Annotated in this window: 14 protein-coding genes; 5 read left to right on the plus strand and 9 right to left on the minus strand. The window is 69.7% G+C overall.

What is annotated here, in order from left to right:
• Window positions 1-493: 493 nt before the first annotated feature.
• The 3 genes from NQZ70_RS21980 to NQZ70_RS21990 all read left to right on the plus strand — a co-directional run bounded on the left by NQZ70_RS21980 (window position 494) and on the right by NQZ70_RS21990 (window position 4,322).
• The gene (locus tag NQZ70_RS21980) at window positions 494-2,350 is read left to right on the plus strand and encodes a M14 family zinc carboxypeptidase (protein WP_237245508.1); all 1,857 of its coding nucleotides are present in this window, start codon (window positions 494-496) and stop codon (window positions 2,348-2,350) included.
• Between the two features lie 258 nt (window positions 2,351-2,608).
• Window positions 2,609-3,211 (plus strand): DUF4360 domain-containing protein, encoded by a 603-nt coding sequence (locus NQZ70_RS21985; RefSeq protein ID WP_129575950.1) that lies wholly within the window; start codon window positions 2,609-2,611, stop codon window positions 3,209-3,211.
• Between the two features lie 94 nt (window positions 3,212-3,305).
• Window positions 3,306-4,322, plus strand: coding sequence for a hypothetical protein (locus tag NQZ70_RS21990; protein ID WP_165374095.1), 1,017 nt, complete (start codon window positions 3,306-3,308; stop codon window positions 4,320-4,322).
• 55 nt (window positions 4,323-4,377) lie between these two features.
• Here NQZ70_RS21990 and NQZ70_RS21995 read toward each other — a convergent pair whose 3' ends face one another.
• The 5 genes from NQZ70_RS21995 to NQZ70_RS22015 all read right to left on the minus strand — a co-directional run bounded on the left by NQZ70_RS21995 (window position 4,378) and on the right by NQZ70_RS22015 (window position 10,389).
• On the minus strand, window positions 4,378-4,803 hold the full coding sequence (locus NQZ70_RS21995; protein WP_165374096.1) for a hypothetical protein: 426 nt from the start codon (window positions 4,801-4,803) through the stop codon (window positions 4,378-4,380).
• Window positions 4,804-5,018: 215 nt separating this feature from the next.
• Window positions 5,019-5,618 carry an RES family NAD+ phosphorylase gene (locus NQZ70_RS22000; protein ID WP_129575952.1) on the minus strand — a complete coding sequence of 200 codons (600 nt, stop codon included), beginning with the start codon at window positions 5,616-5,618 and terminating at the stop codon, window positions 5,019-5,021.
• A gap of 20 nt (window positions 5,619-5,638) precedes the next feature.
• Window positions 5,639-6,271, minus strand: a complete 633-nt coding sequence (locus NQZ70_RS22005; RefSeq protein ID WP_129575953.1) for a hypothetical protein — start codon at window positions 6,269-6,271, stop codon at window positions 5,639-5,641.
• Window positions 6,272-6,455: 184 nt separating this feature from the next.
• Entirely contained in the window at window positions 6,456-8,603 is a 2,148-nt protein-coding gene (ligD, locus tag NQZ70_RS22010; RefSeq protein WP_129575954.1) for a DNA ligase D, read from the minus strand.
• 526 nt (window positions 8,604-9,129) lie between these two features.
• A complete protein-coding gene (locus NQZ70_RS22015) occupies window positions 9,130-10,389 on the minus strand; it encodes a hypothetical protein (RefSeq protein WP_237245509.1) in 1,260 nt (419 codons plus the stop codon).
• Between the two features lie 506 nt (window positions 10,390-10,895).
• Here NQZ70_RS22015 and cysK point away from each other — a divergent pair.
• Complete coding sequence (gene cysK / locus NQZ70_RS22020) at window positions 10,896-11,888, plus strand: cysteine synthase A (RefSeq protein ID WP_129575955.1); 993 nt, start codon at window positions 10,896-10,898, stop codon at window positions 11,886-11,888.
• A gap of 7 nt (window positions 11,889-11,895) precedes the next feature.
• Window positions 11,896-12,894: a serine O-acetyltransferase gene (locus NQZ70_RS22025; protein WP_129575956.1), complete on the plus strand. Its 999-nt coding sequence runs from the start codon at window positions 11,896-11,898 to the stop codon at window positions 12,892-12,894.
• A 128-nt stretch (window positions 12,895-13,022) separates the two neighbouring features.
• Here the strand turns inward: NQZ70_RS22025 and folK are convergent, their stop codons facing one another.
• The 4 genes from folK to NQZ70_RS22045 all read right to left on the minus strand — a co-directional run bounded on the left by folK (window position 13,023) and on the right by NQZ70_RS22045 (window position 18,709).
• Entirely contained in the window at window positions 13,023-13,559 is a 537-nt protein-coding gene (gene folK / locus NQZ70_RS22030; protein WP_207217915.1) for a 2-amino-4-hydroxy-6-hydroxymethyldihydropteridine diphosphokinase, read from the minus strand.
• Between the two features lie 74 nt (window positions 13,560-13,633).
• A complete protein-coding gene (locus NQZ70_RS22035; protein WP_207217916.1) occupies window positions 13,634-14,398 on the minus strand; it encodes a pteridine reductase in 765 nt (254 codons plus the stop codon).
• A 29-nt stretch (window positions 14,399-14,427) separates the two neighbouring features.
• A complete protein-coding gene (locus NQZ70_RS22040; RefSeq protein ID WP_129575958.1) occupies window positions 14,428-15,810 on the minus strand; it encodes a tetratricopeptide repeat protein in 1,383 nt (460 codons plus the stop codon).
• Between the two features lie 88 nt (window positions 15,811-15,898).
• Window positions 15,899-18,709 carry a condensation domain-containing protein gene (locus tag NQZ70_RS22045; protein WP_129575959.1) on the minus strand — a complete coding sequence of 937 codons (2,811 nt, stop codon included), beginning with the start codon at window positions 18,707-18,709 and terminating at the stop codon, window positions 15,899-15,901.
• Between the last annotated feature and the right edge of the window lie 47 nt (window positions 18,710-18,756).

The following is an 18,756-nucleotide window of genomic DNA, read 5'->3' on the forward strand; positions in this document are numbered from 1 at the left end:
GGACACGGTCAGGGGGGAGGCTCCCCGCAGCCTTCGTGGCACCGGACACGGTCCGAGGAAGGCTGCCGGCAGCCCTCGCAGCACCGGACACGGTCCGAGGAAGGCTGCCGGCAGCCTTTCATGGCACCGGACACGGTCAGGGGGAAACTCCCCGCAGCCCTCGCACCGCCCACCGGATAGACGTCGCCGCCCGCTTCCGTGGCGAGCGACTCCCGAGGACCGCTCCCAAGGACTCGCTGCCCATCCGAACGCAATGACGGAGGCATCGCGCGCGCTGAAGCCTGGCCGCCGTGCCGCCACGGACGTTCCACGTACCCCCGGCGCGACACGCCGATCCGCACGCGCCACCGCAGCCCACCTTGACACCGAAGCCCGTGCCGCGACCATGCCCGTCATGGCGCGCGCGGCGCCGGTCACGAACATCCCGGCCATCCCGGGGATGAGTCCCGGATCGCGCCTTGCCGTTCTGCGCGGAATTTGGTCGACTCCCGCGATGTCTCGCCCCCGCGCCGCGCGCCGTCGCCGCATTTTTCCCGTGGGAATCGCGCCGATCGCGCTGCTCGCGTCCTGCCAGGCGCCGGCACCCGGCTCGCCCGTCATCGGCGGGCCTGCGCAGACCGCAGGGGCGGCGCAGGCCGCGCAGGCAGCGCCGACGCCGTCGCTCGTCACGGAGGCCGAGCGGACCGGCTTCCAGCGCACCGGCCGTTACGCCGAGGTCGAGCGGCTGTGCCCCGCCTTCGAGCAGGCCTATCCGGGCCGCGCGCGCTGCATCCGCTTCGGCACCACGCCCGAGGGCAGGCCCATGCTCGCGATCGCCGCCTCCGACGACGGCGCGCTCGACCCCGCCGCGGCGCGGGCGAAGCGGCGCCCGGTGATCCTGTTCCAGGGCGGCATCCACGCCGGCGAGATCGACGGCAAGGACGGCGGCTTCTGGGCGCTCCGCGAGCTGCTCGACGGCGCCATGGCGCCCGGCGCCCTCGCCGCGACCACGGCGCTCTTCGTGCCCGTGTTCAACGTCGACGGCCACGAGCGCTTCCGCCGAAACCAGCGGCCCAACCAGCGCGGCCCCGAGGAGATGGGCTTCCGCACCACCGGCCAGAACCTCAACCTGAACCGCGATTACATGAAGGCCGAGGCGCCCGAGATGCGGGCGATGCTGGCGCTCCTCGACGCCTGGGATCCCGTGGTCCAGGTCGACCTGCACGCGACCGACGGCGCGAAGTTCCAGCACGACGTCGCGGTCATCGTCGAGCCGTCGGCGCCGCACCCCGGCGGCCTCGACGCCGCGGCGCGCGAGCTCTCCGAGGCGCTCCAGGCGCGCCTCTCGGCGCTCGGTCACCTGCCGCTCCCGTTCTATCCGTCGTTCCGTGAGGACGACGACCCCGCGTCGGGGATCTCGGCCAAGCCGGGGCCGCCGCGCTACTCGCAGAGCTACGGCGCTGCCCGCAACCGCGTCGGCGTGCTCGTCGAGACGCACAGCTGGGCCACCCACGCCGCGCGCGTGCGGGCGGTCCACGACCTGCTCGCGGCGCTCTTCGAGCGCGCCGCCGCCGGCGCGGGCGCCCTCCGCGCGGCGGCCGATCGCGCGGACGCCGCCGCCGCGCACCTCGCCGGCGCCCCCTTCGCCCTCACGCACCGCGCGGGGCCGGTCCCGCGCATCTTCCCGTTCCGCGGGTACGCCTACGAGAAGCGCGCCTCGGAGATCTCGGGCGGCACGTGGACCCGCTACGACGAGTCCCGCCCGGAGATCTGGCGCGTGCCGCTGTTCGACCGGCTCGAGCCGGATCTGATCGTCACCGCGCCCGCCGCCGGCTACGTCGTCCCGGCGGCGCACGCGGCCTGGGTGGCCGACAAGCTGCGCCTGCACGGCGTGCGTTACGAGCGCCTGCCCGAGGCGCGCCCCGGCGTCGCCGTCGAGGCGTTCCGGGCCGACGCGGTGGCCTACGAGCCGTCCTTCGAGGGCCGGACGCCCGTCAAGCTGAAGGGCGCCTTCCGGCCGGAGCGACAGGATCTGCCGGCCGGCTCGCTCTTCGTACCCATCGCGCAGCCGCGGGCGCCCCTCGTCATGCATCTCCTCGAGCCGCTCGCGCCCGACTCGCTCGTGGCCTGGGGCTTCTTCAACGCCGCCTTCGAGCGCAAAGAGTACATGGAAGCCTACGTCGCCGAGGAGGAGGCTCGCCGCATGCTGGCCGCGGATCCGGCGCTGCGCGCCGAGTTCGAGGCGCGCCTGCGCGATCCCGCGTTCGCGAAGGACGCGAAGGCCCGGCTCGATTTCTTCTACCAGCGCCACCCGTCCTGGGACGAGCGCGTGAACCTCGTCCCGGTGTTCCGCGTCGCCGCCTCGCCCTGAGTCGCCTCTCCGCATATCGCCTGCGCTCCGGGATCCAGTCGAGTGTCCGTGCGTCCCGCGGATCTCACGACGCTCGATGGATTCCGGTCAATCCGCGGCGCCGGCGCCGCGCGAGGGCGCCCCGCACAGGTTGCGCGGGGCGCGCCGCTATCGCATGCTCGTCATGACATGTCGGCTGGCCTGCGACAGCGCTGACCCGCGCGCGGGCGCCGACGGACGGCGACGCGATGTCGTCTGAAGATGAAAAGGGGGGCAAGCATGTTGCTGCGATGGGCGTTCGGCTTTTGCTTGGCGTTTCTCTTCGCCTTTCCGGCGCTGGCGCAGAGCGCGCGGATCGAGGCGTTCACCTATGCCGGCAGCGGATGTCCCAGCGGCTCCGCCGCGGGGGTGATCTCGCCGGATCAAAAGGCGTTGACGGTCATCTTCGACCAGTTCGAGGCGCACGCCGGCCCGGGCGCGGCGCGCGCCGCGAACCGCGCTTTCTGCCAGCTGGCCGTGGATCTTCGGTTCGATCCGGGATGGCAGGTGGCCATCTTCGACGCCACGTACCGCGGCTTTGCCGACCTGGAGCCGGGCGTCCAGGGGCTCCACGAGACATCGTATTATTTCTCGGGCTCGCCGCTCACCTCGGGGCCGCTCACATGGAGCATGATCGGGCCGTTCACGAACGACTTCTCGCGCACGGACGCGTTCGCGACCACGGTCTGGTCCGAGTGCGGCACGGTGCGGCCGCTCAACATCAAGACGAGCCTTTACGTCACGAACCGCCTGGCGCCGTCGCGCTCCGGGGTCCTCACGAACGACACCACCGACGTGCAGGTCCGGATCGACTATGCCCTCATGTATCGCCGCTGCCCCTGAGCTCCGCGGGGCGCCTCGCCGCGCGCGGCGCGATCGGCGATGACGGGCGCCGACGCCCTGGTGCGCCGGGGCGCCGGCCTGGTACGCTGACCCGATGACGTCCACCCTGCTGATCATCGCGCTCAGCGTCGTCCTGCCGCTCGGGATCACCGCGGCGGTCCTCTTCGGGGTCTGGAAGAAGGTCCTCGGTCCGCTCCGGGCCCAGCAGCGGGAGCAGCAGGAGCTGCTGCGAATCGGCGTGTCGTGCGCGGCGCGCGTGCTGCGGTACCAGGAGACCGGCATGAAGGTGTCGATGGGCGCCCAGGACTCCTACAGCCTCAAGCTGCTCCTCGAGGTGATGCCGCCGGGCATGCCGCCCTATCAGGTGGAGACGGTCGCCCTCGTGTCGGTGCTCGCGGCCCCTCGTATCCAGCCGGGGTGCATCGTCACGGTGCGCTATGACCCGGCCAATCCCCGCCGCGTCGCCATGGAGGCAGCGTACCCGCCCGGGCAGGGGCCGGCCGCCGCAGCCGCGCTCGGGGGCTATCCGCCGGTGGGGGTTCATGGGGCGCCCCCAGGGGCTCAGCCCGGCGCCTACGGCGCTCCCGCGGGCGCCTACGGCGCTGCCCCCGGCGCTTACGGCGCGCCTCCTGGAGCCCCGCCCGGCGCTTATGGCGCGCCTCCTGGAGCCCCGCCCGGCGCTTATGGCGCGCCTCCTGGAGCCCCGCCCGGCGCTTACGGCGCGCCTGCTGGAGCCCCGCCCGGCGCTTACGGCGCGCACGGCGCGATGCCCGGGACCCCGCCCGGCGCCTACGGCGCTGCCCCCGCGGCCTACGGCGCGCCGCCTGGGGCTCCACCCGGTCCGGCGGGCGCCTACGGCGCTCCCGCGGGCGCCTACGGCGCCTTCCCTGGAGCTCAGCCCGGCGCTTACGGCGCGCCTCCTGGGGCCCCGCCCGGCGCCTACGGCGCTCCCGCCGGTGCCTACGGCGCTCCCGCCGGTGCCTACGGCGCTCCCGCCGGTGCCTACGGCGCGCCGCAGGGCGCCCCCGGCCCCCATGGCGCTGGTCCCGACGGCGTCTCCGGCGGGCCGGCCGGTCCTTTCGGGCCCGGCGGCGGCCCGCGCGGCTCCTGAGCGACGCCCTTTCCGGGCTCCAGGCGCTGGCAGCGCCGCAGGGCGGCGCGCTCGCTCAGGCCACCACGCAGCCCGCCGACGATCCCTGCATCGGCACGATGGCCTTGAGCTCCCCGCTCTCCCCGAAGACGAGGAGCCGCGCCACGATCGCCTGCTGGACGGCGCCGCAGAGGGGCAGGAGCGCCAGCCGGAGCGCCGGCCCGCTGCCGCCGTCGAACTTGAGGGCGAGCAGCTGCTTCTCATCGCACTCCTCGAGGAGCTCCACGTCCGCCTCCAGGTGGATCGGCGCCCCCCGCGCGCACGCCTTCGCCTCGCCGAAGCTGTCGATCGTGCAAACGTTGGCTTCGAGCGAGAGCCGGACCCGAGACGACCCCTCACTGCCGATCGTCGCGATCTGGATCTGGTGAATCGCGAGCCCCTTCTGGAGCGCAATGGGTTCCACGAGATAGCCTGTTTCCAGCCGCAGATTCTTGATTTTCATCGCCCCCCCCGCCGCCCGGCCCTGCGTGCCGTGGCCACCGCCCGCCGCGGCGCCGCCGCAGCGCGCCTGTCTTCACGGGAAGCACCGGCTGTGCCGGCGCGCGCGCGCCCGGCGCGCACGCGCGTGGCTCCCGCCGGGCGCGCCCACGCCGCGCCCGGCGCCGCCGTGCGGCAGAGCGCCTCGGTCGCCGCGCGGCCGTCCCCGCTCGTCGATGCTCAGACGAGCCCGAACTTGTAGGTCTCCAGGATCCTGGCGAGGAGCGCCGCGTGCGCCGGATCCGCGAGGGAGCCGAGCCGGGTCACCGAGAGCTCCGCGCTGGCGCGCTCGAAGAGGGCGGCGCAGACGCGGCTCGGATCGTGGCGCGCGGCATAGGCGATGCCGTCGGGTCGCCTCGGATGATCGTGGATCGCGAGCGCCCACCGGTGCGCGGCCCCGTAGGATTCGCCGGAGGTCAAGCGGGCGTCGGCCCCGAGGCGCGCGAGCCCCTCTCCCGTGAGGTTCACGAGCCGCAGCGGGCGCCTCGGCGCGATGCGCGCGAGCCCGCGCGCGGCGAGCTCGCCTTGCTCCACGAAGCGCACGCCGGTCGCGTGGCCGAACACCTCGATGAACGAGCAATGCTCGTCCTTCCCGGCGTACAGCACCCCGAACTCGCCGGCCGGGGCGTCGAAGCGGTTGTCGCCCGAGCGGCCGAAGTACAGCGGATCGCGCGCGAGCCGGTGGATCCGGAACCAGCACCGCCGGAAGATCGTGATGGGAAGCGGCCTCGTCGCGAAGTCGAAAGGCGGGTCCGGATGCGGCCCGATCGTCGTCGTCATGTCGGCTGCGCGGCGCGCTCTCAGGCCGCGCCGTGCTCGCCGAACGCGCGCGCGGCGAGCCGCACCGGATCCAGGTCGCCGCGGCGGAGCCGGTCGAGCGGCCGATCCCCGTCGAGGCGGTGGTTGCCGGAGAGGAAGAACCGGACCTTCGCCAGCGCGGGGTGGTCGTCGAGCAGGGCCAGGATCTCCTCCAGCCCCGGCAGCACCCCGTCGTCCGCGAACTGCCATGCAGGGAAGAGGTGCCCCCGACGGCCGGTGCTCACGGCCAGCAGCCTCCCGGCTGCGCGCCGCGCCTCGATGGCCTGCGGCGAGAGGTGGAGCGCCTCGCCGGCCTCCTCGGCGGTGAGCGTGCCCCCCTCGGCGGCGAGGAGCGCGTCCCTCGCCTGGAGGCCGCGGAGGCGGGCCGGCGTGAGCGGATCCGCAGCGGAGAAGAGGCCCACGGCGCTCGGCTGCGTGAGCGCCGTCACCAGGGCGTCCGCGTTGCTGGGCGACGCGACGACCTCGCCGAGCTCGCGCTGATCGAGCCGCTCGGCGATCTGGGTGAGCGCATCGATGCCGCGCGCCAGAAACGCGACCCGCAGCGGCTCACCGTCGAACTGGTGGAGTCGCTCTGCAATTTCCGCCAGCGCGCTGGAGTCCCGATCCTTGGCCATGACAGACGCAGGGGACGATGCAGCGCGCCCGCGGCATCGTCAACCAAGCGCACGCCGCCACCTTGCGATATTACGACCCCGCTGAACATAACGTCAGTGAAAGGTACATTCGTTGTGTCGCAGGTGTCTCTCTTCTTCGGTGTGCTCACCGGCTCCTGGGTTTGCCGGGGACGTCGGGAGGAGGTCAGAGCCCGACCTGCTTCATCATGGCGCTGGTGATGGACTGCCGCACGGTCGGGAGCTCGGCCCACGGATCTGCGATGGTCGCGAGGCGCTGCGGCACGGTCTCGATGGTGAACGAGGCGGGATCGAGCGGCGCGTCGAGCTCGTCCCACGAGAGCGGCGTCGCCACCGCTGCGCCGGGGCGCGCGCGGGTCGAGTACGGCGCCACGGCGGTCGCGCCGCGCCCGTTCCGCAGGTAGTCGACGAAGACCTTGCCGGTGCGCTTGGCCTTCGAGAGCGTCGCGATGTACCGCGCCGGATCGAAGCGCACGAGCGCGTCGGCCACGGCCTTCGTGAACGGCTTCACCTCGTCCCAGCGCCTGCGCGCCTCGATCGGGACCACCACGTGGAGCCCTTTGCCGCCGGTCGTCTTGACGAAGCTCCGCAGCCCCAGCGTCTCCAGGAGGCGCCGCACGGTCTTCGCGGCCTCCGCCACGCGCTCCCAGGGGAGCTCCGGCGCCGGGTCGAGGTCGAAGACCATCATGTCCGGCTGCTCGATCCGGTCGACGCGGCTCCCCCAGATGTGCATCTCGAGCGCCCCCATCTGCACGAGCGACACCAGCCCTTCCGTGCTCTCGATGTAGAGATACGTTCGTTTTCCGTCGTCCTCTTCGACGAGCGTCCGCCGGATGGCCTCCGAGAGCCCCTCGGCCTCGTGCCTCTGAAAGAAGCACGGTTTGCCCTGGCCCGCGGGGCAGCGGACCAGCGTCAGCAGCCGCTTTGCGACATAGGGCAGCATGTGCTCGGCGACCTGCGCGTAATACCGGGCGAGAGCGAGCTTCGTGATCCCCTGCGCTGGATAGAGCACCTTGTCGGGGTTCGTCAGCCGCGTTCCCGCGACCTCGATCCTGTCGGCGCCGCCCCGGCCGCCGCGAGGCGCCTTGCCCGACGCCTCGATCGCCGCCGCCCCGGCCGCCTTGCCGGGCGTCGTGCCCGCGGCCCTGCGCGCGGCCGCGCTCACCGCCTTGCCGGCTGCCGCGCTCGCCCCCTTGCTCCTGGCCGCGGTTGCCGCCTTGCTCGACGCGCCGGCCGCCTTGCGGGGCGGCGGCGCCGGCGGGGGCTGCTCGCGCTCGACGATGACCGACTCCGGGGTGCGGTCCTCGCGGAGGCCCTCGAACGACGGGTGCCGCAGCCGCCCGTCGCGCGTCCAGGCGGAGAACTGGACCTCGGCGAGGAGCTTGGGCTCGACCCAGTGCACGCCGCGCATGCGCGGCGCCCCTGCGAACGCCGGCTTGGCGCGCTCGATCGACTCGAGACGGCTGCGCAGGGTCGTGAGCGTCTTGCTCGTGAAGCCCGTGCCGACCTTTCCGGCGTAGGCGAGCTTGCCTAATCTGTTCACGCCGACGAGGATGGCCCCGAGCCCCTGGCGGGCCCCGGACGGCTCGGTGAATCCGACGATCACGAACTCCTGGCGCTTGCCGCACTTCACCTTGAGCCAGCTGTTCCCGCGCCCGCTCCGGTAGGGAGCCTCCGGGCGCTTCGCGATGACGCCCTCGATCCCGAGCTTGCACGCGTGCTGGAACACGGCGGCGCCGTCCTCCTCGAGGTGCTCCGTGTAGCGCAGCGTCCCTTCCTCCGGCGCTTCCTCCAGCAGCGCCTTGAGCGCCCGTTTGCGGGTGACCTGCGCGCAGTCGCGGAGATCGCGGCCGTCCAGGTAGAGCAGGTCGAACACGAAGTACATGAGGCGCCCCTCGCGCCCATCATTTCCGTCGCTGAGCGCGTTCTGCAGGGCCTGGAAATCGGTCACGCCATCGGGCCCGACGATGACGATCTCGCCGTCCAGCACGGCTTCCCGGGCTGGCAATCGGGCGAGGTCGTCGCGCACGCTCGCGAACCGCTCGGTCCAGTCCTGGCCGCGGCGGGTCAGGAGCGTCACGCGGCCGCCGCGGAGCTGCGCGAGCATCCGGTAACCGTCGAACTTGACCTCGTAGAGCCACCCTTCGCCCTGGGGAGGCCCGGTGACGAGCGTCGCGAGCTGGGGTTCGACCTCGTCCGGGAACGTCCCTCTCCGGGCGCCATCGAGCGCATCCGCGTAGGTCAGCGTCCGGCGCGGGGCCGCGGCGGCGCCGTCCGTTTGTCCCTTCGCGGCGGACGAGCGCAGGACGTCCACGTCCGTCGAGCTCGCGCCGCGTCTGCGGCGGGCTGTCGGGGGTAGGGGCCGCTCGTCCTGAGTCCGCCGCGCCGCGCTTCGCGCTTGTCTCTGTCCGACCATCGTCGCGCACCGCCTTTTTTTGGCGGCAAAGCAATTTCGATACCGGAATGCGATCTGCGCCCCGGCTCCTTATCTCGTCACGTGTCTGGCTGAGCTCGGCATACGCGCCCCAGAATGAGGCGAACTGCCACGCTCGCGGCTTCGCGACGCGCCTGGCGCGGGTTGCGCTCCTGGGCAGCGAGACGCGCTGGGTCGCGGGATACACGAGGTCCCGGACAGCGATGTGTTTCCACGCTCGTCACGAGCCTGGATTGAACAGCTGCTCAGGGCTGCACGGACGCTTCGGCTTGAGACAGGACGGACTTGAGGCTTGGCGAGGGAACGTCCCCATGCGTGCAGATGATCCGTGTCACGCCTGCCGTCATGGTCGCTCGGCTCGTCGTGCTGAATCGAGGGCGCGCGCCCAGCACGCGCGCTCCGCCCGTCACAGCGCGGGGGTCTCGCTCCAGTGGCGCACCAGATCGGGCACGGCCGTCTCCGCCATGCGGGTGAGATGTCGCACGTGATCCGGCTTCTGGGTGCCTGGATAGCCGCGCACGTGGAACGCGCCCCGGTGCGCCTCCGACAGCGGAACGAACCGGGGCTTCGCCTCGCCCGACGTCCCCGTCAGGTCGTAGACCGCCTGCGCATCGGCGCCGGCGCTCGGCGAGCGCTGCGCCCCCGTGAGCTTGAGGAGAGCGTCCGTGCTCTCGTGCGTGCCGGCGTAATCGCCCACCGGGGTGATCTCCGAATGCGTGATCGACATGAGCTTCTTGCCGGCGGCCGCCAGCTCGGCGAAGCGCCCGAACGGCTTGAGACGCTCCATGTCCAGGCTGTGGTCGATCGGCATGTACCCGGTATGGATGCCGTCCAGGAGAAGGACGGCGTCGACCTTGTCGGCGAACCCGGGCTGGTTCAGGAGCCCGCGAACCGCGCCGTACCCCGCGCTGAACGCCGAGAGCGCGACGCGCCTGAGCCGGGCGTCGCGCAACCCGCGCGCCTCGACCGCGGTCTGCGCCTTCGCGAGGAGCACCGGCAGGTAGGAGCGGATCGAGAACCGAGTCTCATACGCCGCCGAGCTGATGCCCATGTTGATGATCATCACGACCGCATTGAGCCCGGCCCGCTCGAACCCCGCCTGGACGACATCGTTGATCCCGTGGAAATGGACCACCAGGTCGTAAGCCCCATCCGCCGAGGAGAACGACGAGGGGATGGTGATGATCCCGTCGGGGATCGGGATCACCGCCGAGCGATCGAGCGTCGCGTCGGCACGAGCGTCGAGATCGATGATCGGCGCCGCCGCCTGCGCCTGGACCGGCGCCGCCACCTTCGCCCGCGCCTCGACCCGCGCCGCCGCCCCGGTGGAGCGCAGGACAGCCGCCGCCGCCGCAGGCTGGATCGCCGAGCCCCCGCGGAGATCGACGCCCGCAGCCCCGAGCTGCAGCGAGACGAGCGCGCCCAGCACCGCCGCAAAGCCCAGGCCCGCCCCCGCGCTCAGCGCGATCAGGCGCGACATGGAACGCCGCACCGGCGCGGCCTCGACCGGAGCCGCCTCGGCGGGCGTCGCATCGACCGGAGCCGCCGACTCGACCGGCATCGCCATGCCCGCAAGCGATGCCGGGGGACGGCGGAAAATTAAAGTGGGTACATCCTCGTCGTGAAGCAGTTGGGCCTCCGCGCGGTGGGGCTCTGCGGGGAACATGCTCAGCCATGATGCGAGGCCTATGCCACGAAGGGCAAGCGCGAAATTCAGCAAGATAAGTTCGCGTTCGCGCGCGTCAAGAAGGTGGACCTGGTCCGACGTCGTACCATGGAGATGGTCAGCCGAGTCCTCAGGCAATCACCTTACTTCGCGACCGAAGGCCTTTGCGTCTACCGCGCTTCGCGCGTACTCGAATTCGCGGCTTCACGGTGTGAACTGGCCATGAACGGACTGACGTCCACCCGTCTGGCGCCCGCGCGACGGGCCTCGCAAGCCGTTGGATCTCCAACGGGTCCGTTGCACGTCCATCGGTTGCACGTCCAACGGCCGGCGAGCGGTCGCGCGCGGCGCGGGCGCCTGGCGGGCGAGCGGGCGCTGGGGCGCGCCGGCAACACCGCGCCGCGCTCTGGAAATCTGGCGCGGCGAGGGGCGGGGCGAACGTGGGCCTTGACAGCGCGGGGCGCCTCTGGATCTCCTTTCCCCTCCTCCCACCCTCACGGCCCACCATGACCAACTTCCCCCACGTCTACGAAGACAACACCCAGAGCATCGGCCGCACGCCGCTCGTTCGCATCCGCCGGGTGACCGACGGCGGCGGCGCCATCGTGCTGGCGAAGATCGAGGGGCGGAACCCGGCGTACTCGGTCAAATGCCGCATCGGCGCGGCCATGGTCTGGGAGGCCGAGAAGCGGGGCGCGCTCGGCCCCGGCAAGGCGATCGTCGAGGCGACCAGCGGCAACACCGGCATCGCGCTGGCCTTCGCCGCCGCCTCGCGCGGCCTCGAGTGCGTGCTGACGATGCCCGAGACGATGAGCATGGAGCGGCGCAAGGTGCTCGTGGCCCTCGGGGCCAAGCTCCTCCTGACGCCGGGCTCCCAGGGGATGAACGGCGCCATCGCCAAGGCCGAGGCCCTGGCCGCCTCGGACCCCGGCCGCTACGTGCTGATGCGGCAGTTCGAGAACCCGGCGAACCCCGCCATCCACGAGACCACGACCGGCCCCGAGATCTGGGACGACACCGGCGGCAACGTCGACGTCCTCGTCTCGGGCGTGGGCACCGGCGGCACGCTGACCGGCGTCAGCCGCTACTTCGAGCGCGTCCGCGGCCGCGCGCTCCACTCGGTGGCCGTGGAGCCGGTCCACTCGCCGGTCATCGCGCAGACGCTCGCCGGCCAGCCGCTCACCCCGTCGCCCCACAAGATCCAGGGCATCGGCGCCGGCTTCGTCCCCAAAAACCTCGACCTCTCCTTCGTGGATCAGGTCGAGGCGGTCTCCAACGACGAGTCGATCGCCATGTCGCGGCGCCTGGCGCGCGAGGAGGGCATCCTGTGCGGCGTCTCCTGCGGCGCCGCGATGGTCGCGGCGAGCCGGCTCGCGCGGGATCCGAAGTGGGAAGGCAAGACCATCGTGGCCATCCTGCCGGACGCCGGCGAGCGGTACCTCTCCGGGCCCCTCTTCGAAGGGATGTTCGCGGAGGTCGAGGCGATGAAGGCCTCGTGAGGTCGACGTGAGCAAGGAATGTGACGCTGCCTCTGCCCAGACGTCGGGCGACCTGCACGGCATCGTCGATGCGCTGATCTCGAGCTACCGCGAAGATCCGCGCGGGCATCACATCAACAAGCGCTTCACCCCGTCGCGCCAGGAGATCACGGACATCATCGATCTCCTGCTCCAGATCTTCTACCCGGGCTACCACGGGCGGCAGGACCTGTCGGACGAGGACCTGCTTTACCACGTGGGCACGCTGGTCTCGACGCTGCGGGACAAGCTGGAGCGGCAGATCGAGCGCTGCCTCTGCTTCCAGGACGAGGCGGTGGACGCGGGGCGCCTCGACGTCCCGAAGTGCCGGCAGCGGGGGCGCGACGTGGCGCGGGCGTTCGTGAGCCGGCTGCCGGACGTCCGGCGGCGCCTCCTGCTCGACGTGCAGGCGGCCTACGACGGCGACCCGGCGGCGGCCTCGATGGACGAGATCATCCTGGCCTATCCGGGCCTGCTCGCCGTGACGGTGCACCGGGTCGCGCACGAGCTGTACCTGCTCGGCGTGCCGCTCATGCCCCGGATCATGAGCGAGTGGGCGCACACGCGGACGGGCGCCGACATCCACCCGGGCGCCAACATCGGCGACAGCTTCTTCATCGATCACGCGACCGGCGTCGTCATCGGCGAGACCACCGACATCGGCGCGCACGTCAAGCTCTACCAGGGCGTGACGCTCGGCGCCCTGTCCTTGCCCCAGCACTCGCGGGGCGCGCGCGGCCTGAAGCGCCACCCCACGGTGGAGGACGACGTCACCATCTACGCGAACGCCACCGTGCTCGGCGGAAAGACGGTGCTGGGGCAGGGGAGCGTGGTGGGCGGCTCGGTGTTCCTGACGAAGAGCGTCGCCGGCGGCCAGCGCGTGGCGATCGAGGCGCCGAGGCTGCGCGTCGCCTCGCCGTCCCAGCAGGGCTCCCCCGCGGTCGGCGGCTCCGAGCTGGATTCGAGCATCCTCGACTTCGACATCTAGCGCCGCGGCGCGGCCCCGTCGCTCCAGCATGCCGACGGTCCATCAGGACTGCGCCGTGCCCCTCGTCGCGCGCGTCACCAGACGCCCCACGAGACGTGGCCCGGGGCGGACCGCCGACCCCCTCACTCTCACCCAGCGCGATTCGACATGAACGTCAGCTCGCACCTGGATGCGCAGGCGTCCTTCGCATGCAGCTCTCCCAGACGCCGCTCCAGCGCCCGGATCGTGGTCCCCAGGCCGGGATGCATTGCGTCGGGGAGCAGATCACACAGCGGCGTCAAGGCAAAAAAGCGCTCATGCAGCCTCGGGTGGGGGACGATCAGGGCGGGCTCGGAGATGAGCTCTTCGCCATACAACAACAGATCCAGATCGAGCGTCCTTGGTGCGTTGCGGAACGGGCGCTCCCTGCCATTGCGAGCCTCGATTCCGAGCAGCTCCGACAGCAGCTCGCCCGGCTCCAGCGATGTCTCGAACGCGACCGCCGCGTTCAGATAGTCCGGCGAGCCGGCGCTGTCCACGGCGACGGTCCGGTAGATCGGGCTGAACCTGAAGTTCTCGCTGCCTCTCAACGCCAGCAGATGCTTCTCTGCATCCAGCAGGTACCCGTACGTGTCGCCGAGATTGCTTCCGATGGCGACAGCCGCCGTTATCCCCTTGCGCCGCAAGTCTTACTCCCTCTGCTCCGACCCGAGCCGCCGTTCTGCCGTGCGCCTACCGTTCCGGACGTCACATATCACCATCAGGTCAGCAGGACCCCGCCGTCCACTGTGACGATGTGCCCTGTCACGTAGTCCGCCAGTACGAGATACCGCACGGCATCGGCGACATCCGCGCAAGATCCTATCCGTCCCAGAGGAATCTTCGCAAGAGCCATGCGCTGCTCGACCTCATTCAAGGCGTTCTGTTTCTCCGGCCACATCACGGTTCCAGGGGCAACGCCGTTTACACGAATTTCGGGGGCCAACTCGAGGGCCAACGCCTCCGTCAGGCTGACGAGCCCTGCCTTCGCGGCGCAATAGATCGGATACCCCTTGAGAGGCCTCTTGGCATTAACGTCCACGAGATTGACGATACAGCCTCTCGACTCACGCAGCCAAGGCAGAGCCGCCTGCGCCATGAAGAACGGGACCTTCAAGTTGACGTCGACCAAGTCGTCCCACTCTCGCTCGGTAGCCGTCTCGACGCGGGTCGGATAGTACGTCGAGGCGTTGTTCACCAGCACATCCAGGCGCCCCCAGTCGCGGACGGTGGAGCTCACGACGCTCGATATGCTGGAGCGGTCATCCAGCTTGGCACAAATCAGACTCGCCGAGCCCCCGCGCGCCGAATTGAGCTCCCCGACGAGCTGCTCGGCTTCGGAACGCGAGGAGTGATAGTGCACAGCGATGTTGAAGCCTTCTGCATGCAGCACCCTCGCGATGACCGCTCCCACCCTGCGCGCCGCGCCTGTGATCAGCGCGACCTTGCCCGTGCGCTGCGGCACCGAATCTCCGATACCCATCATGCTTCTCCACGATAGCCAATCGACATGCGTCAGCTCGGCGCCGTCACGAGCGACGTCGCCTGAGTGCGCTCACGGATTATGGTCTCATTGATCCGAACTCGCCCCAGGAATGACCTCCGACGCGCCTCGTCGTTGATCCTGCTCGCGATGTCGAGGACCGTATCGAAAGCCGTCCCGAGCCAGCGCGCTGCCTGCTCCAGGTCCCCGAGCCTCGTCTGTACGACGTGGTGATTATAGTAGATCTCCTGAGCCCGGAGGGCCGGCAACCATCCCATGCCCGTCAGCATCTCGACAGCGGCCTCGCTGGACCGGATCGCCTGCGCGTCGTCCCCTCGAGCCAGGAACAGCTGGCCAAGCAACGAGAGGGAGAGGATTTGACTCCGATAGATACCGGTCCGATGGCACTCCTCGATGTTCTCACGTAAGAGCTCTTCGGCGAGTAGAAGATCCCGTTCGTTCTTGGTCGTCGCGCGCAGCATCAGAAATTCCGCGTGGTAGTTCCGTACGAGAGTGATCAACGGAAGGCTGCGCATCGCATTGCTCTCGCGCAAACCGGAGATCAGGTGCTCGTGCGCGGCGTCGATCTTGCCCCATTCGAGGTACAGCTTCCCCAGGAGCGCCCGGTTGTTCGCGTTCCAAGCGTGTGGCACGCCGCCTCGGTCGAAGCGCTCGATCGCGCTGACGAGCACCGACTCCGCCGACTCAAACTCTCCGAGCGCGACGTAGACCTGGGCAAGGTAATTGCAGGCCACGGCGATATCGCCCCTCAGCCCGAGGCTCACGCTCGCTCGATGAGCTCGAGATAGGTAATCGATGGACGTCTCGTAGTAGCCCATGTCGAATTCGCAGATCCCTCGGATGGCATGGATCGTGGCAACGTGGCGCTGGGACTCCATAGACATGGCACCCTGGGGCGCGCACCGGCTCACAATATCGAACGCCGCTCGAGCCAGCTCGGCTCCGCGTCGCAGGTCGACCTTCATGGTCTTGTGCCCAAGCTCAGCCGTGGCGAGCGCCAGGACGAGCGGCGCACAGCCCGTCTGAGCCAGGGCGAGCGCTTCCCCCATCGCTTGGATGGCATCGAGCGCTGACTTCGTGCGTGAGAGCCAGTTGCCCTTTAAGACCTTCACCTTCACGAGTGTATCGAGGCGATCCGCTCGTGCCGGCAGGGCGTCCGTCCACGCGAACAAGTCGCCCTGCGTGTATTTCCCGTCGAGGATGGGCGCCGAGCCTCCATCCAGCATATCGTGCGCCAGCAGAAGCAGGTAGATGAACTCGAGGCGACCGTCGGCGGTCGATGTATCTGGTTGCCCCATCTCGCACAGCGCTCGATCGCAAGAGTCCACACAGCCATCGAGGTCGAATCTATGGAGCGCATTACGGGCCTGCGCGTACAATTCGTCGAGTCGCATAGGATCTCACAGGTACGAGGTTGAACAACCTCCGGCGCACGACACGCTACAACGTACTGTTGCATCGACCGCTGCCGAAATGTGCCACTCAGACACAGATTTCTTTCAAACGCGCAAGCGTCACCTGAGGATCCACGGACACCCGGCGGAGCACCTTCAGGTAGGATTGAGCCATTGCTCGTATCACACCTCCTCGGAACAGATCCACGTTGTAAGCCAAGCTCACGTGCACACCACGCTTCGAGACAGATGCCCAAAGCGTCATGTCGAGCACCGAGCCGTCGAAAGGCTCTTTGCCGCTGCTGCTCTCCAGATGGAGCGGGGACACCTCAACGTCAGGCAATGTCAATTCTGCGCTGGGCAGCATGATCAACATCGCCTGGAAGACGCGCGGGCGCGCCTTAGGGTCTTCGTCGGGCGCCAGCGCGTCGACGATGCAGCCAAAAGGGACGTCCACGTTGTCGTATGCATCGTGGGTGCTCGCGCGCACGAAGCTCAGCAAGGATGAGAACGTGATCTCATCGCGGGTAGACATACGCAGCGGCCAATTATTCGCAAAGAAGCCGATAAGATGTTCGAGGCTCTCTTTGTCTCTATTCGCCGAAGCAGCGCCAACGACGATGTCGTCTTGGCCCGTATACTTCGACAGCACCACCCCCCACGCCGATATGAGCACGGTGAACAGCGTAGCCCCCTCACGCTTGCTCAAATCGAATATACCTGTCTCTCGAGGGATGTCGAAAGTCTCCGAGACCGACACGCCCGTCGGCTTCGCCCCTCGCGGCCCGTCCAGCGGCAGGGTGAGGGCAGCGGGCGCGCCGGCCATCCTCTGCTTCCAGTAATTCAGTTGCCGTTCCATGACGCGCCCCTCCAGGTACCGACGTTGCCAGCCCGCGAAGTCGTAGTACTGGCTCGGAAGCTCTGGCAGGCTCGCGGTCTCGTCCCCGCGGGTTCGGCGGTACAGGATCGAGAGCTCATCGGCCAAAACGCCGATAGACCATCCGTCCCCGAGCAAATGATGCACGCACACGGTCAGGAGGTGCTCGTCCTGGGCCAGACCGGCCAGCGTCACCCGGACCAGCCGGCCGCCGAACAGGTCCCACGACCAGCGGGACTCGCGTCGCAACACCTTCGCTATGCCCGCGGTCCGATCTCCGGCGGGTAGACCGGACAGGTCGATCATCTCGATCGGCAACTCCGCGTTCTCATCGATGACCACGCTCGGCGCGCCGTCCACACGTCGGAACCGCGACCGGAGGACCGCGTGGCGCCGCATCAGGGAGCGCACGCTGTCCGCCAGCGCAGAAGTGTCGACCTTCCCCTTCAGGCGAAACGCGCGGAAAAGATTGTAGTCGGACGGGTCCCCGTCGACGCACAGCTGGAGGAGGCGCTCCTGCACGAGCGATACGACCGGGGCTTCTGCCGATCGCGTCGGTACACGCTGAGATGTATCTTGCCTAAGGGCTCTCCCGCGCTCCGAGACGCAACGAGCGAACGCGTGGAGCGTGGGGTTCTCGAAGAGCGATCTCAACGGGATCTCTATGGAGAGCAGGCGAGCAACCCGCGATACCGCTCGAACGGCCAACATGGAATCGCCGCCGATCGCGAAGAAATCGTCAGATGGGCTTACTGCCGGCTGCCCGAGGACCGATCGCCACACCGTGGCGACATCCTCGGCGATCGAGCCCACGTCTCCGAACGCCGCGGAATCTAGTGCTCCCCGGTCATCGCGCCCCTGGCAGGCCTCGGCAAAGGCCTGCGGGCCCCCCGTCAGGACCTTCTGCTTGAACGCGCGGAGAAACTCGGCGACCTCTGCGCCGGTCAGCACGCGGTGATCAAAGACCAGGGTGAACGACATGGGATGTCCGGGCATACCTCGGTCCCCGCCGATCCCCAGGACGGCAGACTGCCGGCGGTTCAGCATCGGCTGGAAGTGCGAGATGTCATGGCCGGAAAGGTCGGTCACCGTGATGGTAGCGCCCCTCACGTCCTCGAGCGTGAGCCGGTCCTCGTCGTACCGGCTCACGCAGTCCGCGACCGCAGCCTCGATCGCGCTCAGGCTCAGCTTGTTCGCATGCCGGACGACGGGGACCCGCAGACCCTTCCCAAGATCCACGGCAAGCGCGATATTCACCTCGTTGTAATAATGGATTCGCCCTGCGTCATAGTAGGCCGTCAGCTTCGGGTGCTCGTCGAGCAGCCGCGCCAGGACCCACAGGCAATAGGGAAGCACCTGTCCGTTGCTGCTGGGATCGCCTTTGAGCCTCTCCCTCAGGGGAGACGACATCAACTGCACCGTCAGCGCGCTGCAAAGGGCTCCTCGCTGCGCCTCCGAGAGCACATCGATCTCGCGCCGCTTGGACGGGCTGATCACCTCTGACGTCATGGCCCCGAAGAGAGCCCGCTCGTCCGCCGTCGGCCCGGTGAAAGACGCGCGATCGGCCGGCGTTTCTTCGCGGCTGCCGTCGTGGGCGAGGGCCTCCTTGATGTCGGCGACGCTCACCAGCCCGGGCAGACTGAGCAGAGCGGGATCGAGGTTGTTCTGCTCCAGGAATCTCCGCGCTGGCCGCGAGAGCCGCGCCAACTCTCCGACGGCTCGCCCCCCGCCCCCGGCCCCGCCCTTGGGCGCTACCTCCGATGCTACGGCAGCCTCGAGCTCGCGACGCTCGGCGTAGATCTCGGCGATCGGGGCGCCGACCGGCAGCTCGTCCCCGGCTTTGCACCGCGTCCGCAGGTATCCCGAGGCCTCGCTGTGGACGTCCACGGTCGCCTTGGACGTTTCCACCCTCGCGATGACCTGCTCGGCGGCCACGTAGTCGCCGTCCTTGGCCAGCCACTCCGCGATCAGTGTGGTCTCGTCGTTGGAGCTCAACTTCGTCAGGCGAATGATGCTCTTCATGATTGGGGCTCGATCCTTCTGGGGGCGCCCTCGTCGGCGCCGGGACG

This window comes from Sorangium sp. So ce836 (assembly GCF_028553905.1).
Taxonomy (GTDB): Bacteria; Myxococcota_A; Polyangia; order Polyangiales; family Polyangiaceae; genus Sorangium; species Sorangium cellulosum_D.